Here is a 14,749-nt window from a genome sequence, read left to right on the forward strand (position 1 = left end):
ACCGCAGGGAGCACCCCGCATGCATGACGACCGCACTCTGGTGGAAGCCCGCCTCAGGCGCGTCCTCGACGAACGCATCCGCCCCGCCGTGTACCCCGAGTCCGTGCCCCTGCGGGTCGCGGTGTGGCACGCGCCCGGAGAACCCGTACCGGTCGCGGAGGGGCTGGCCGCCGAGCCCGAGCCCATCGAGGTCGGCGCCCGGTGGGGTGCGCCCTGGGGCACGAGCTGGTTCCGGGTGTCCGGAACCGTGCCCCGGGCCTGGGCCGGGAAGACCGTCGAGGCCCTGCTCGACCTGGGCTTCGACGAGAACATGCCCGGCTTCCAGTGCGAGGGTCTGGTCTACCGTCCCGACGGCACCCCGGTGAAGGGCCTCAACCCCCGCAACCAGTGGGTGCGCGTCGGCGCCCCGGCGGCGGGCGGCGAGGAGGTCGTCCTGCACATCGAGGCCGCCTCCAACCCGGTCGTCCTGGACTACCACCCCTTCCGGCCCACCCGGCTGGGCGACAGGGAAACCGCGGGCCACGAGCCGCAGTACACCCTCACCCGCATGGACCTCGCCGTGTTCGACGAGTCGGTGTGGCAGCTGGTGCTGGACCTGGAGGTGCTCGGCGAGCTGATGGCCGAGCTGCCCGTGGACTCCGCGCGCCGGCACGACATCCTGCGCGCGGTCGAGCGGGCCCTGGACGCCGTCGACCTCCAGGACGTGAACGGCACGGCGGACCGGGCCCGGGAGCGGCTCACCGGTGTGCTGTCCGCCCCCGCCGTGCCCTCCGCGCACCGGATCAGCGCCGTCGGGCACGCGCACATCGACTCCGCGTGGCTGTGGCCGCTGCGCGAGACGGTCCGCAAGGTGGCCCGTACGACCTCCAACATGACCGCGCTGCTCGAGGACGAGCCCGAGTTCGTCTTCGCCATGTCCCAGGCGCAGCAGTGGGCGTGGGTGAAGGAGCACCGGCCCGAGGTGTGGGCACGGGTGAAGAAGGTCGTCGCGCAGGGCCGGTTCGTGCCGGCCGGCGGAATGTGGGTGGAGTCGGACACCAACATGCCGGGCTCGGAGGCGATGGCCCGGCAGTTCGTGCACGGCAAGCGCTTCTTCCTCGACGAGTTCGGCGTCGAGAACGAGGAGGCCTGGCTGCCCGACACCTTCGGCTTCGCCGCCGGGCTCCCGCAGATCATCAGGGCCGCCGGCTCCAAGTGGCTGCTGACGCAGAAGATCTCCTGGTCGCAGACCAACAGGTTCCCGCACCACACCTTCCAGTGGGAGGGCATCGACGGCACCCGGATCTTCACCCACTTCCCGCCCGTCGACACCTACAACTGCTCCATGAAGGGCAGCGAACTCGCCCACGCCGCCCGCAACTTCAGGGACAAGGGCCGGGCCCGGCACTCCCTCGCGCCCACCGGCTGGGGCGACGGAGGCGGCGGCACCACCCGGGAGATGGTCGCCAAGGCGGCCCGGCTGCGCGACCTCGAAGGCTCCGCGACCGTCGTCTGGGAGACACCCCGCGCCTTCTTCGAGCAGGCCCAGGCCGAGTACCCGGAGCCGCCTGTCTGGGTCGGCGAGCTGTACCTCGAACTGCACCGCGCCACCCTCACCAGCCAGGCGAAGACCAAGCAGGGCAACCGGCGCAGCGAACACCTGCTGCGGGAGGCCGAGCTCTGGGCGGCCACCGCCGCCGTACGCACCGGATTCCCCTATCCCCACGAGGAGCTGGACCGGATCTGGAAGACGGTCCTGCTGCACCAGTTCCACGACATCCTGCCCGGCTCGTCGATCGCCTGGGTACACCGCGAGGCACGGGCGACGTACGAGCGGATCGCCGGGGAACTGGACGGGATCATCGGCGCGGCTCAGCGGGCCCTGGCCGGAGCGGGGGACCGGGAACTCGTCTTCAACGCCGCCCCGCACGGCCGTGCCGGGATCCCCGCCGGTGGCGCCGGAGCCTGCCCGCCCTCCGGGCGAACGAGCCTCGCTTCCCGGGCCGGCGGCGGATACGTCCTGGACAATGGAGTGCTCCGGGTCGAGATCGACGCCCGGGGACTGATCGTCTCCGCCCTCGACATCGAGGCCGGCCGCGAGAGCATCGCCCCGGGCAGGGCGGCGGGTCTCCTCCAACTGCACCAGGACTTCCCGAACATGTGGGACGCCTGGGACGTGGACGAGTTCTACCGGAACACGGTCACCGATCTCACGGCCGCCGATGCGGTCCAGGCCGGCCCGGACGACCGGTCGGTCCTGGTCACCCGCTCCTTCGGGGACTCGCGGGTCACCCAGGTGCTGTCCCTGGCGGCAGGGGAGCGGCGGCTGGTGATCGACACCGAGGTCGACTGGCACGAGACGGAGAAGTTCCTGAAGCTGGCCTTCCCGCTCGACCTGCACGCCGAACGGTACGCGTCCGAGACCCAGTTCGGGCATGTCTTCAGGCCCACCCACACCAACACCTCCTGGGAGGCCGCCAAGTTCGAGGCGTGCAACCACCGCTTCGTCCACCTGGAGGAGCCCGGCTGGGGTGCGGCGGTCGTCAACGACTCGACCTACGGCCACGACGTGACCCGTACGGTGCGCACCGACGGGGACCGCGGCACGACGACCACGGTTCGCGTCTCCCTGCTGCGTGCGCCGCGCTTCCCCGACCCCGAGACCGACCAGGGTGTCCACCGCTTCCGGCACGCCCTGGTTCCGGGTGCCTCGATCGCCGACGCGGTCCGCGAGGGCTGGCGGATCAACCTTCCGGAACGGCGGCTGACCGGCGCCCACGACGTCGCGCCGCTGGTCTCGGCGGACAACGACGCGGTCGTGATCACGGCGGTGAAACTGGCCGACGACGGCAGCGGTGACGTGGTGGTCCGCTTCCACGAGGCCCACGGCGGCCGGGCCCGGGCCACCCTCACGGCCGGTTTCGCGGTCGCGGACGTGACCGCGACCGACCTGCTGGAACGGCCGGCCGGCGACACCGAGCCGCCGGAGCGCGACGGCGACCGGATCACCGTACGTCTGCGGCCGTTCGAACTGGTGACGCTCAGGCTGCGCAGGGCGTGACCCACGGTGGGCGAGGACGCCGGCGCGGCCGCTCCCGCCCACCGTCGGGGCTTTCCCCGGCGCGGGCACGGCCACCATGATGTGCCGATGAGACGAACAAGGGTCCCCGACAGCTCCTGGGCCGCGGAGCCGGATCCCCTGCTGGCCCTGGCCCGAAGGGATCTGACGTTCTACGCGAGGGCCTCCGACCGCGCCAGGCGGCTGCACCACGGGACCGAACTCGGCGCCCTCCTCACCACGTCGGTGACGGTCGTGGCCGCCGGTTTGCATGCTCCCGCCTGGCTGACCGCGCTGATCGCGGGCGGCGCCGTCTTCTTCACCGGTATGCGCCAGCTGTACGGCGCCGGCTCGCGCTGGGTGCTGGCCGCGCAGGCGCGGGAGTCGCTGCGCCGGGCACTGGACCGCTACGTGCTCCTGCCGGAAGCCGAACGTGACGCAGCGGCCCGGCAGGCGCTGCAGACGGTGATCGAGGAGGTCGGCGCGAACGAGCTGCGCGCCTGGTCCGAGGCACAGAGCGGACGCCCGGAACCGCCACTGCCCTCGGTGGGAGCCTGACCGAGGGGGCTGGTCAGGACCCCAGCTGCGTCCTGAGCCACTCCTCCACCTCGCCCACGTGGGCCGCTGCCGCCGCCCGTGCCGCCTCCGGGTCGCGGGCGGTGAGGGCACGGTGGATCGCCGCGTGTTCGTGGCGGGTGCGGGCGAAGGCGCCCTCCTCCTGGTAGCCGCGCCAGACGCGGGCGCGGAAGGTGCGCGAGGACAGGCCCTCCAGGATGGCGGCCATGGTCTCGTTGCCCGCCGCGGCCGCGATCTCGCGGTGGAACGCGAGGTCGTGGGCGAGGATCTCCTCGGGGTCGTCGGTGGCGTTCATCGCCGCCAAGTGCTTCCCCACCGCCGCCAGTTGGTCCTCGGTGATGCGCGCGGCGGCCAGCGCCGTCGCCGTCGACTCCAGGATCCGGCGCACCTCCAGCAGCTCCACCAGGCGCGGGCCCCGGGACAGGTCCGCGACCACCCCGAAGGTCTCCAGCAGGTCGCCGGCCTCCAGCGCGGTGACGTAGATACCGGAGCCGTGCCGGGCCTCCAGGACGCCCATCACGGTCAGGGCGCGGATCGCCTCCCGCATCGAACTGCGGGAGATGCCGAGCCGGGCCGCGAGATCCCGCTCGGTGGGCAGCCGCTGGCCCGGCTCCAGCCGGCCCCCGGCGATCATCGCCTTGATCTCGTCGATGGCCCGCTGGGTCACCGTGCCCTTCTGCGGCACTGCTTCCTCGTCCACGCCGTTCCTCCCTCCCCCGGTGCGCCGCAGTCTAGCCAGCCGAGTGGTCCGACCACTAGGGCTCATCTCCTCGAATTTTCCCTGCACGAGGGTGTTAACGCGGCCTATTGGTCTGATAAGTATGCGGCGTCTGCTCGAACACCCTCGACGAGGAGCCGCGAGATGCCCGCCAGCACTGTCAGGAAGCGCAGCAGGTCCCGGATCATCGGCGCGGCGGCTCTGGCCGCCGGCGCCTCACTCATGCTCGCCGCCTGCGGCAGCACCAAGGACACCGCGAGCGCGGGCGGCGGTGGCACCGGCAAGGTCGGGGTGATCCTGCCGCTGCTGACCTCGCCGTTCTGGCAGTCGTACAACGACTACGTACCCAAGATGGCCAAGTCCGAGGGCGTCCAGGTGCTGAAGACGGTCAACTCCAACAGCGACCCCTCGCAGCAGATCACCGACATCGACAACGAACTCACCCAGGGCGTCAAGGGACTGGTGGTCGCCCCGCTGGACAGCGCCGCCATCCAGGCCGGACTCGACCAGGCCGCGCGCAAGGGCGTCCCCGTCGTCGCCGTGGACGTCGCGCCCGACAAGGGCAAGGTCGCCATGGTGGTGCGCGCCGACAACGTGGCCTACGGCGAGAAGGCCTGCGACTACCTCGGACAGCATGTGAGCAGCGGCAAGGTCGTACAGGTCATGGGTGACCTCGCCTCGGTCAACGGCCGTGACCGCTCCGCGGCCTTCCGGTCCTGCGTGAAGAAGAAGTACCCGAAGCTGAAGGTGCTGGAGATCCCCGCCAAGTGGGAGTCCGACACCGCCGCCGCCAAGCTGGACACCCTGCTCAACGCCAACCCTGACATCAAGGGCATCTACCTGCAGGCCGGCGGTGTCTACCTCGCCCCGACCCTGCAGACCCTGAAGTCCAAGAACATGCTGAAACCGGCCGGGCGGAAGGGCCACATCGCGATCGTGTCGAACGACGGCATCCCGCAGGAGTTCGACGCCATCCGCAAGGGCCAGATCGACGCCACGGTCTCCCAGCCCGCCGACGCCTACGCCAAGTACGGCCTGTACTACATCAAGGCGGCGATGGCCGGGAAGACGTTCGAGCCCGGCCCGACGGACCACGGCTCCACGATCGTGAAGCTGCCCAGCGGCATCCTGGAGGACCAGCTGCCCGCGCCGCTGGTCACCAAGGCCAACGTCGACGACCCCAAGCTGTGGGGCAACACGGTCGGATGAGTACGCCGCTTGTTGAAGCCGAGGGCGTCGTCAAACGCTACGGCCCCACCCTCGCCCTCGCCGACGGCCGGCTCACCGTGCTGCCCGGCGAGTCCCACGCCCTGGTCGGCCGCAACGGCGCCGGCAAGTCCACCCTCGTCAACGTCCTCACCGGTCTTCAGGCCCCGGACGCGGGCACCGTCCGCTTCGACGGCGAGCCCGCGCCCCCGCTCGCCGACCGGGACGCCTGGCGCCGCAAGGTGGCCTGCGTCTACCAGAAGCCCACGGTCGTGCCGGAGCTGACCGTCGCCGAGAACCTGTTCCTCAACCGGCAGCCCACCGGCCGCGGCGTCATCAGCTGGCGCCGGCTGCGCCGCGAGGCCGCCGGCCTCCTCGACACCTGGGACGTGCGCGTCGACCCCGAGGCGCGCACCGCCGACCTCAGGGTCGAGGACCGCCAGATGGTGGAGATCGCCAGGGCGTTGAGCTTCGGCGCCCGGTTCATCGTGCTGGACGAACCCACCGCCCAGCTCGACAACCGCGAGATCGAGCGGCTCTTCACCCGCATGCGCTCGCTGCAGGACTCCGGCGTCACCTTCCTGTTCATCTCCCACCACCTCCAGGAGGTGTACGAGGTCTGCCAGACGGTCACCGTGCTGCGCGACGCCCGCTGGATCACCACCGCACCCGTCGCCGACCTGCCGAAGGCGGAGCTGGTGGAGGCCATGGCGGGGGAGTCCGTCGCCGAACTGGCCGTCCGGCCGAGGGAGGTCGACGAGGCCGCCCCCGTCCTGCTGGAGGCGCGCGGACTCACCTCACCGGCCTACGCGGACGTCGACCTCACCGTCCGCCGCGGCGAGGTCGTCGGGTTGGCCGGTTCCAGCGGCAGCGGCAAGACCGAACTGGCCGAGTCCTTCGCCGGACTGCACACACCGACCGGCGGCACCGCCCGACTGGACGGCACGGGCCTGCCGTTCGGGGACGTACGGGCCGCGCTGCGGGCCGGGGTCGGCTGTGTGCCGCGCGACCGGCACGAGCAGGGGCTGGTGTCCGCGATGAGCATCGGCGACAACGCCACGCTGAGCGTGCTGGACCGGCTCGGGCGGGCCGGTTTCGTCGCCACCGACGCGAGGCGCCGCTTCGCCGCCGAGCTGATCGCGCGCCTCGACATCCACGCCGAGGGCCCCGACCAGCCCGTGTCCGACCTCTCCGGCGGCAACGCGCAGAAAGTGGTCATGGCGCGCGCCCTCGCCTCCGACCCCCGCCTGCTGGTCCTGATCAACCCCACCGCCGGCGTCGACGTGAAGTCCAAGGAGTCGCTGCTCGCCCGCATGGACAGCGCCCGGGACGACGGCACCGCCGTGCTCGTCGTCTCCGACGAACTCGACGACCTGCGCCGCTGCGACCGCGTCCTCGTCCTCTTCCACGGCCGTGTCGTCGCCGAGCACCCGGCCGGCTGGCGCGACCACGAGCTGATCGCCTCCATCGAAGGAGTTGACCATGGCTGACACCCGGGCCGCCCCGCCGCTCGTGTCCCCGAAGCCCCCGGACGCCCGCTCGGCGAGGACCGTCCTGTTGCGCCGGGCTCGCGAACTCGCCCTGGTTCCCGCCCTGTTGCTGCTCATGGCGCTCGGCGCGGTGGTCAACGACTCGTTCCTCACCGAGCGGAACCTGATCTCGATCCTCGGCGCCTCCGCCGCGCTCGCGATGGTGGTCCTCGCCGAGTCCCTCGTGCTGATCACCGGCAAGTTCGACCTGTCCCTGGAGTCGGTGGTCGGTATCGCGCCGGCCGTCGGCGCCCTGCTGGTGCTGCCCGCGAGCCAGTCCGGCTGGGGCACCGGCTTCCCGACCGCGCTCGCCCTGTCGGCGATTCCCGTGGTCGGCGCGGCCATCGGCGCCTTCAACGGCGTCCTGGTCGTGAAGTTCCGGCTCAACGCCTTCATCGTCACGCTCGCCATGCTGATCGTGCTGCGCGGCCTGCTGGTCGGCGCCACCAAGGGCAAGACCTTGTTCGGCATGCCCGACAGCTTCTACTCCCTGGCCACCACCACCTTCCTCAACGTACCCATGTCGGTGTGGCTCGCCGCTGTCGCCTTCGCGGTCACCGGGTTCGTCCTGAAGTACCACCGCACCGGCCGCGCCCTCTACGCGATCGGCGGCAACGCGGACGCCGCCCGCGCGGCCGGCGTCCGGGTGGACCGGATCATGCTCGGCGTGTACGTCGTCGCGGGCGTGCTCGCCTCCGTCGGCGGCCTGCTGCAGACCGGGTACGTCGGCGCGATCAGCGCCAACCAGGGCCAGAACATGATCTTCACCGTGTTCGCGGCCGCGGTGATCGGCGGCATCAGCCTCGACGGCGGCAGGGGCACCATGTTCGGCGCGCTGACCGGCGTCCTCCTCCTGGGCGTCGTACAGAACCTGCTCACCCTCGCCCAGGTCCCGTCCTTCTGGATCCAGGCCATCTACGGCGGGATCATCCTCGTCGCCCTCGTGATCGCGCGCGTCACGACGGGCCGCGCCCAGGACTGACCCTCCTCAACCACCCGCCGACGGAAAGGTCTTCAGTGTCCCAGGCCCCCGCCCGCGTCACCGCGGTCGACACCCACGACATCCGTTTCCCCACCTCGCGCGAGCTCGACGGCTCCGACGCGATGAACCCGGACCCCGACTACTCGGCGGCCTACGTCGTGCTGCGCACCGACGCCGCCGACGGGCACGAGGGACACGGATTCGTGTTCACCATCGGGCGGGGCAACGACGTCCAGGTCGCCGCGATCGACGCACTGCGGGACCATGTGCTCGGCCGGGACGTGGCCCAGCTGTGCGCCGACCCGGGCTCGCTCTTCCGGGACCTGATCGGCGACAGCCAGCTGCGCTGGCTCGGCCCCGAGAAGGGCGTGATGCACATGGCCGTCGGGGCCGTCGTCAACGCCGTCTGGGACCTCGCCGCGCGGCGGGCCGGCAAGCCGCTGTGGCAGCTGCTCGCCGACGCCGAACCCGAGTGGCTGGCCGGGCAGATCGACTTCCGCTACCTCACGGACGCGCTCACCCCCGAGGAGGCCCTCGACCTGCTGAGGCGCGGCAGACAGGGTGCCGCGGAGCGCCGGGCCCGGCTGCTGGAGCGCGGCTACCCCGCCTACACCACCTCCCCGGGCTGGCTCGGCTACGACGACGACAAGCTCGGCCGGCTCGCCGCGCAGGCCGTCGCCGACGGCTTCACGCAGATCAAGCTGAAGGTCGGCGCCGACCTCGACGACGACGTCCGGCGCTGCCGGGTCGCCCGCGCGGTCGTCGGACCGGACATCCGGCTCGCCGTCGACGCCAACCAGCGCTGGAACGTGGACGAGGCGATCCGCTGGACCAAGGCGCTCACGGAGTTCGACCCCTACTGGATCGAGGAACCCACCAGCCCCGACGACGTCCTCGGGCACGCGGCGATCCGCCGCGCCGTGGCCCCGGTGAAGGTCGCCACCGGGGAACACGTGCACAACCGGGTCATGTTCAAGCAGCTGCTCCAGGCGGGCGCCCTCGACATCGTCCAGATCGACGCGGCGCGGGTCGCCGGCGTCAACGAGAACCTCGCCGTCCTGCTGCTCGCCGCCAAGTTCGGCGTCCCGGTCTGCCCGCACGCGGGCGGGGTCGGTCTGTGCGAACTCGTCCAGCACCTGTCGATGTTCGACTACCTGGCCGTCTCGGGCACCACCGAGGACCGGGTCATCGAGTACGTCGACCACCTCCACGAACACTTCGTCACCCCCGTCGTCATCCGCGACGGCCACTACACGGCACCCACCGCGCCCGGCTTCTCCGCCGCCCTGCGCCCGGAGTCCCTCGCGCGGTACACCTTCCCCGGCGGCACCTACTGGGCCGCCGACCCCGACACCCAGAAGGGACAGGCCGCATGAGCGACTTCGAGGGCCTCAGGGCCCTGGTCACCGGTGGCGCGTCCGGCATCGGCCGGGCCACCGCCGACCTCCTCGCCGCCCGCGGAGCCCGGGTCGCCGTCCTCGACCGGGACCCGTCGGGCGTCGACGAGCCGCTCCTCGCCCACCGCGCCGACGTCACCGACGACGCGTCGGTGCGCGCGGCCGTCGAGCGGGCGGCCGAGGACCTCGGCGGCCTGGACGTCCTGGTCAACAACGCCGGGATCGGGGCCCAGGGCACGGTCGAGGACAACGACGACACCGAGTGGCTCCGCGTCCTCGACGTCAACGTCCTCGGCATCGTCCGCGTCACCCGCGCCGCTCTGCCGCACCTGCGCCGCTCGGACCGTGCGGCGATCGTCAACACCTGCTCCATCGCAGCCACCGCCGGACTGCCCCAACGCGCCCTGTACAGCGCCACCAAGGGCGCCGTGTACTCCCTGACCCTCGCCATGGCCGCCGACCACGTCCGCGAGGGCATCCGGGTCAACTGCGTCAACCCCGGTACGGTGGACACCCCGTGGATCGGCCGGCTGCTGGACGCGGCCCCCGAACCGGCCGCCGAACGCGCCGCCCTGGAGGCCCGCCAGCCCACCGGACGGCTGGTATCCGCCGCCGAAGTCGCGGGCGCCATGGCCTACTTGGCCAGCCCCCTGTCCGGCGCCACCACCGGCACCGCCCTCGCCGTCGACGGCGGCATGCAGGGCCTCAGGCTGCGGCCGGCGGGCCGGTGACCGGGCTCGGCCGCAGCGGTGTCGAGGTCACCCCGCTCGGCTTCGGCGCCGCGACGCTCGGCAACCTCTACACCCCGCTGGACGACGAGCAGGCCCAGGACGCGGTCCGGGCCGCCTGGCAGCGGGGCATCCGGTACTTCGACACGGCCCCGCACTACGGCCTCGGCCTGTCCGAACGCCGGCTCGGCGCGGCCCTGCGGCAGTACGACCGCGCCCACTACGCCGTCTCCACCAAGGTCGGCCGCCGCCTCGACCCCGCCGAGGGCACGGGCGACGACCTGGCGAACGGTTTCGCCGTACCCGCCACCCACCGCCGTGTGTGGGACTTCAGCGCCGACGGCGTCCGCCGTACCCTGGAGGCGAGCCTCGCCCGCCTCGGTCTGGACCGCGTCGACGTCGTGTATCTGCACGACCCCGACGACCACGCCGAACAGGCCTTCCGTGAGGGCTACCCGGCCCTGGAGAAGCTGCGCGCCGAAGGCGTCGTCGGCGCGATCGGCGCGGGCATGAACCAGACCGCGATGCTCACCCGGTTCGTCCGCGACACCGACGTGGACGTCGTCCTGTGCGCGGGCCGCTACACCCTGCTCGACCACAGCGCCGCGGCCGAGCTGCTCCCCGCGGCCGCCGAGCGCGGAGTGTCGGTCGTCCTCGGCGGTGTCTTCAACTCGGGCCTGCTGGCGGACCCGCGCCCGGAGTCGACGTACAACTACAGCCGCGCACCACACCAGTTGCTGGTCCGCGCCCTGCGGATGAAGGCGGTCGCGGAGCGACACGGCATCACGCTGCGCGCCGCCGCACTCGCCTTCGCCGCCGCCCACCCGGCCGTCGCCTGTGTCCTGCCCGGACCCCGCTCCGCCTTCGAAGTCCACGACTGCGCCGACCAGTTCGCCTCCCCGGTCCCGCCGGGGTTCTGGCAGGAGCTGCGCGAGGCCGGCCTGCTGCCCCCGGAGGAGGGCCCGTCATGAGAGTCGCCCTGCACACCAAGGTCCACGCCGACCGGATCACCGCGTACGAGGAGGCCCACCGCGAGGTTCCCGAGGAACTCACCGACGCCATCCGCGCGGCCGGTGCCACCTCCTGGACCATCTGGCGCAGCGGGACGGACCTGTTCCACCTGCTGGAGTGCGCGGACTACGCCCGCCTGCTCGCCGCGCTGGAGGGGCTGCCGGTCAACGTGGCCTGGCAGGCCCGCATGGCCGAGCTGCTCGACGTCGTGCATGACTACTCACCGGCCGGCGCCGGAGCCGGGCTGCCCGTCGTCTGGGAGCTGCCGTGACCGTCGACGCCCACCACCACGTCTGGGACCTGTCCGTCCGCGACCAGGACTGGATCCGGGGCCCCGGACTGCGGCCGCTGCGGCGGAACTTCACCCTCGCCGACCTGGCGCCCGAGGCCCGCGCGGCCGGAGTGGACCGTACGGTCCTCGTCCAGACGGTCACCGTCGCGCAGGAGACTCCCGAGCTCCTCGCGCTCGCGGCCGGACACGAGCTCGTCGCGGGGGTCGTGGGCTGGACCGACCTCACCCGTCCGGACATCGCCGACGAACTCCGCCGGCTGCGCGCGCTCCCCGGCGGGTCCTTCCTGAAAGGCATCCGGCACCAGGTTCAGGGCGAACCGGACCCGAAGTGGCTGCTGCGGCCCGACGTCCTGCGCGGGCTGGCCGCCGTCGCCGACGCGGGCCTCGTCCACGACCTCGTCGTCCTGCCCCACCAGCTCCCGGCCTGCGCCGAGGCCGCCGCGTCGCTGCCCCGGCTGACCTTCGTGCTGGACCACCTGGGCAAACCGCCGATCGCCTCGGGGGAACGCGAACCCTGGGCCACCGCCCTGCGCGCACTGGCCGCCCGTCCCAACACGGTCGCCAAACTCTCCGGCCTGGTCACCGAGGCCGACCCGGCCTCCTGGACGACCGCCGACCTGCGGCCGTACACGGACACGGCCCTGGACGCCTTCGGCCCGGACCGGGTGATGTTCGGCTCCGACTGGCCGGTGTGCACCCTGGCCGCGCCCTACGCCCGGGTCGTCGAGACCGCCGGCGTGCTCACCGCGGGGCTGACCGCCGGCGAGCGCGAGCAGGTCTTCGCGGGGACCGCGACCCGGGTCTACGGCCTGTGAACGGACTACCGCGCAGGTTTACCCGGAGCCGAACCCTGGTTTGATGTGTCCCCGCCAGGCCGGTGCGTACCGTCGTCCCTGTCCACGGCCGAGCCGTCCGCACCGACCCGCGGACGGCACCGACAACACAGGGGGAAGTCATGGGTTTCGCACGCTGGAAAGCCGCCGTCGTGACGGCCGGCGCCGCCGGTGTCCTCGCCTCAGCGGTGGCCTTCGCACCCGCGGCCAGCGCCGACGCGTTCCGCTGCGGCTCCTTCGGCAGCGATCCGCGGGCCTGGTGCGCCTATGTGCAGAAGGCGCCGAACGGTCTGAAGGTGCGCACCAGGCCGAGCACCTCGGCCCCGGTCGCGTTCACGCTCGCCAACGGGGCCAAGGTCGAGGTGGACTGCTGGACCACCGGCAGCTCCGTCAACGGTTACAAGATCTGGGACCGCCTGTACTCGGCGGGCGGCGGCCACTACGTCAGCGACTACTACCTGACGACGGGGCACGTGCAGAGCTACGTCGACCACTGCTGACGGCACCGGCCCGGCGGGCGCCCACCGCCGCCGGGCCACCGGCTGCAGCCGCGGGCTACGACCGCTGAGCGACCCCCGCCAGCCGCGTGGGCGGCAGGTACTCGCGCACATAGGTGCGGTCCCAGCACGCGCCGGACTCCCGCAGCTCCCGCCAGGTGGTGTAGCGGTAACGGAACAGGCGGGCCCGCACGTAGCGGGGCGGGGTGTCCGGCGGGAAGGGGGAGCGGTGCAGCAGGCGCAGCGTGTCGCGGTCGTTCTCCAGCAGGCGTTCCACCAGGCCGCCGAACCAGTCGCCGGCATAGCCCGGGGACAGCGCCGCGAACCACATCAGCCAGTCCAGGCGCAGATGGTAGGGGGCGAACTGGCGCGGCCAGTGCCGGGTGTCCCCGGGCTTGCCCCGGAACTCGTACTCCCGCCACTCGGAGTCCTCGCGCGGTACGTCGTCCAGCGTGCCCTCGACCACCACCTCGTACCGGACCCTGCTGACGCTGCCGAACGCGCCGTAGGTGTTCACCAAGTGCAGCGGGTCGAAGGAGCGGTTCATGACCTGGCGGCGGGAGATCATGTTCAGCACCGGGCGGTGGCTCAGGAAGAGCAGCAGCGCGGCGAGAGCGAGCACCACGACCTCGTACCACAGCGGCGCCGCCGGCACGGAGGGCGCGGAGCCGGGAATCCGCAGCGCGGCCAGGGCCAGCACGATGGTGATCCAGTTCAGCCAGGAGAAGTTGCCGGACAGCACCAGCCACAGCTGGGTGACGATCATCAGGGCGGCGGCGGCCGAGGCGATCGGCTGCGGGGTGAACAGCAGGACCGGAACGACCAGTTGGGTCACGTGGTTGGCGGCCACCTCCACCCGGTGCAGCGGCGCCGGCAGATGGTGGAAGAACCAGCTCAGCGGCCCGGGCATGGGCTGCGTCTCGTGGTGGTAGTCGAGACAGGTCAGCTTCCGCCAGCACGCGTCGCCGCGCATCTTGATCAGCCCGGCGCCGAACTCGACGCGGAACAGGATCCAACGCAGCAGGAACAGGACGACGATCGGCGGTGCCACCTCGTCGTTGCCGAGGAACGCGGCCAGGAAGCCCGTCTCCAGCAGCAGCGACTCCCAGCCGAACGCGTACCACGTCTGGCCCACGTTGACGATCGACAGATACAGCGCCCACGGCACCAGCCACAGCAGGATCCCGGCCCACAGCGGCAGCAGGGAGTCCGCGCCGGCGAGCAGCGCCGCCGACACCGCGCACCCGGCCCAGGCGCAGCCCGCGAAGAAGCGGTCGGAGTAGTGCAGATGGAACAGGCTCGGCGCCCGCTTGAAGGGCGTCCACTCCAGGTAGCGGGGGATCGGCAGCATGCCGCGCTCACCCAGCAGCGCCCGGAACTGCAGCGCCGCCGTCAGGAACGCCACCAGGTACACGGTGGCCAGAGCCCGCTGGAAGACCAGCCGGGTGAGCCAGTAGTCGGGAGCGGTGAACCAGTTCACGGCGTGCGCGCCCTTCGTCGCGGCCGAAGCGCCGGTGGCCTCGTCATCGTCGCCGCCTCCCGAGTTGCCAGTCGAACGGGCGCAATGCACACAATGGGGAGAAGTCACCCACAGTGATGCGGAGTGTACGGTGCGGATACCCACCGGATCCATCGCCATGGCCTGCGCCCTCTCGGTGGCGCTCCTCGTCGTCGGCTGCGCGCGCCCCGGCGCCAAGGAGGCCGAGATGACCGAGGAGGTCTATCTCCTGCCCGCCGCGGCCCAGGGCCCCGAACCGTTCACCGGTTCCACGGTCACCGCGACCGCCACGGCCACGGCGCCCGCGGGTGCGAGTACCGGCCCCGGCGCACCGCCCGGCACCGGCACGGCGGACCTCTACGCCACCGGGCCGCTGCAGTACACCTCCGCCTTCACCTGAGTTCATTTCGTGTCCATGCCAGGGCAGTCTAGCGATCATGCTGGT

General features: G+C 72.1%; 14 protein-coding genes. 12 read left to right on the plus strand and 2 right to left on the minus strand.

Annotated elements, in window-relative coordinates:
- Nucleotides 1-19: 19 nt before the first annotated feature.
- Together AB0D93_RS31795 and AB0D93_RS31800 are read left to right on the plus strand one after the other, a co-directional pair.
- Nucleotides 20-3,040: a glycoside hydrolase family 38 C-terminal domain-containing protein gene (locus tag AB0D93_RS31795; protein ID WP_362126800.1), complete on the plus strand. Its 3,021-nt coding sequence runs from the start codon at nucleotides 20-22 to the stop codon at nucleotides 3,038-3,040.
- An 87-nt stretch (nucleotides 3,041-3,127) separates the two neighbouring features.
- The gene (locus AB0D93_RS31800) at nucleotides 3,128-3,595 is read left to right on the plus strand and encodes a DUF4231 domain-containing protein (protein WP_362126803.1); all 468 of its coding nucleotides are present in this window, start codon (nucleotides 3,128-3,130) and stop codon (nucleotides 3,593-3,595) included.
- Nucleotides 3,596-3,608: 13 nt separating this feature from the next.
- Here AB0D93_RS31800 and AB0D93_RS31805 read toward each other — a convergent pair whose 3' ends face one another.
- Nucleotides 3,609-4,313 (minus strand): FadR/GntR family transcriptional regulator, encoded by a 705-nt coding sequence (locus tag AB0D93_RS31805; protein WP_362126806.1) that lies wholly within the window; start codon nucleotides 4,311-4,313, stop codon nucleotides 3,609-3,611.
- Nucleotides 4,314-4,475: 162 nt separating this feature from the next.
- Between AB0D93_RS31805 and AB0D93_RS31810 the strand changes: the two genes are divergently transcribed.
- The 9 genes from AB0D93_RS31810 to AB0D93_RS31850 all read left to right on the plus strand — a co-directional run bounded on the left by AB0D93_RS31810 (nucleotide 4,476) and on the right by AB0D93_RS31850 (nucleotide 12,809).
- On the plus strand, nucleotides 4,476-5,540 hold the full coding sequence (locus AB0D93_RS31810) for a sugar ABC transporter substrate-binding protein (RefSeq protein ID WP_362126809.1): 1,065 nt from the start codon (nucleotides 4,476-4,478) through the stop codon (nucleotides 5,538-5,540).
- Entirely contained in the window at nucleotides 5,537-7,027 is a 1,491-nt protein-coding gene (locus AB0D93_RS31815) for a sugar ABC transporter ATP-binding protein (protein WP_362126812.1), read from the plus strand. Before AB0D93_RS31810 ends, AB0D93_RS31815 begins: the two co-directional genes overlap by 4 nt.
- Nucleotides 7,020-8,048, plus strand: coding sequence for an ABC transporter permease (locus AB0D93_RS31820; RefSeq protein ID WP_362126815.1), 1,029 nt, complete (start codon nucleotides 7,020-7,022; stop codon nucleotides 8,046-8,048). The genes AB0D93_RS31815 and AB0D93_RS31820 overlap by 8 nt, the downstream gene beginning before the upstream one ends.
- Nucleotides 8,049-8,083: 35 nt before the next feature.
- Complete coding sequence (locus AB0D93_RS31825; protein ID WP_362126819.1) at nucleotides 8,084-9,424, plus strand: L-fuconate dehydratase; 1,341 nt, start codon at nucleotides 8,084-8,086, stop codon at nucleotides 9,422-9,424.
- Nucleotides 9,421-10,176, plus strand: coding sequence for an SDR family oxidoreductase (locus AB0D93_RS31830; protein ID WP_362126822.1), 756 nt, complete (start codon nucleotides 9,421-9,423; stop codon nucleotides 10,174-10,176). Before AB0D93_RS31825 ends, AB0D93_RS31830 begins: the two co-directional genes overlap by 4 nt.
- On the plus strand, nucleotides 10,173-11,144 hold the full coding sequence (locus AB0D93_RS31835; RefSeq protein WP_362126825.1) for an aldo/keto reductase: 972 nt from the start codon (nucleotides 10,173-10,175) through the stop codon (nucleotides 11,142-11,144). The genes AB0D93_RS31830 and AB0D93_RS31835 overlap by 4 nt, the downstream gene beginning before the upstream one ends.
- Nucleotides 11,141-11,455 (plus strand): L-rhamnose mutarotase, encoded by a 315-nt coding sequence (locus tag AB0D93_RS31840; protein WP_362126828.1) that lies wholly within the window; start codon nucleotides 11,141-11,143, stop codon nucleotides 11,453-11,455. Before AB0D93_RS31835 ends, AB0D93_RS31840 begins: the two co-directional genes overlap by 4 nt.
- The gene (locus AB0D93_RS31845) at nucleotides 11,452-12,291 is read left to right on the plus strand and encodes an amidohydrolase family protein (protein ID WP_362126831.1); all 840 of its coding nucleotides are present in this window, start codon (nucleotides 11,452-11,454) and stop codon (nucleotides 12,289-12,291) included. Before AB0D93_RS31840 ends, AB0D93_RS31845 begins: the two co-directional genes overlap by 4 nt.
- Nucleotides 12,292-12,431: 140 nt before the next feature.
- Nucleotides 12,432-12,809 (plus strand): SH3 domain-containing protein, encoded by a 378-nt coding sequence (locus AB0D93_RS31850; protein WP_362126834.1) that lies wholly within the window; start codon nucleotides 12,432-12,434, stop codon nucleotides 12,807-12,809.
- A gap of 55 nt (nucleotides 12,810-12,864) precedes the next feature.
- On the opposite strand, the gene AB0D93_RS31855 is transcribed toward AB0D93_RS31850, so the two are convergent.
- On the minus strand, nucleotides 12,865-14,286 hold the full coding sequence (locus tag AB0D93_RS31855; protein WP_362126837.1) for a lipase maturation factor family protein: 1,422 nt from the start codon (nucleotides 14,284-14,286) through the stop codon (nucleotides 12,865-12,867).
- A gap of 130 nt (nucleotides 14,287-14,416) precedes the next feature.
- Between AB0D93_RS31855 and AB0D93_RS31860 the strand changes: the two genes are divergently transcribed.
- Nucleotides 14,417-14,704: a hypothetical protein gene (locus AB0D93_RS31860; RefSeq protein ID WP_362126840.1), complete on the plus strand. Its 288-nt coding sequence runs from the start codon at nucleotides 14,417-14,419 to the stop codon at nucleotides 14,702-14,704.
- The last annotated feature ends 45 nt before the right edge of the window (nucleotides 14,705-14,749 follow it).

This window comes from Streptomyces sp. NPDC048191, assembly GCF_040652655.1.
Classification (GTDB): domain Bacteria; phylum Actinomycetota; class Actinomycetes; order Streptomycetales; family Streptomycetaceae; genus Streptomyces.

Bases quoted from the DNA above. Each gene is read 5' to 3' on its own strand.
- AB0D93_RS31795 (WP_362126800.1), top strand. From the start codon at position 20: ATGCATGACGACCGCACTCTGGTGGAAGCCCGCCTCAGGCGCGTCCTC.
- AB0D93_RS31800 (WP_362126803.1), top strand. From the start codon at position 3,128: ATGAGACGAACAAGGGTCCCCGACAGCTCCTGGGCCGCGGAGCCGGAT.
- AB0D93_RS31810 (WP_362126809.1), top strand. From the start codon at position 4,476: ATGCCCGCCAGCACTGTCAGGAAGCGCAGCAGGTCCCGGATCATCGGC.
- AB0D93_RS31815 (WP_362126812.1), top strand. From the start codon at position 5,537: ATGAGTACGCCGCTTGTTGAAGCCGAGGGCGTCGTCAAACGCTACGGC.
- AB0D93_RS31820 (WP_362126815.1), top strand. From the start codon at position 7,020: ATGGCTGACACCCGGGCCGCCCCGCCGCTCGTGTCCCCGAAGCCCCCG.
- AB0D93_RS31830 (WP_362126822.1), top strand. From the start codon at position 9,421: ATGAGCGACTTCGAGGGCCTCAGGGCCCTGGTCACCGGTGGCGCGTCC.
- AB0D93_RS31840 (WP_362126828.1), top strand. From the start codon at position 11,141: ATGAGAGTCGCCCTGCACACCAAGGTCCACGCCGACCGGATCACCGCG.
- AB0D93_RS31850 (WP_362126834.1), top strand. From the start codon at position 12,432: ATGGGTTTCGCACGCTGGAAAGCCGCCGTCGTGACGGCCGGCGCCGCC.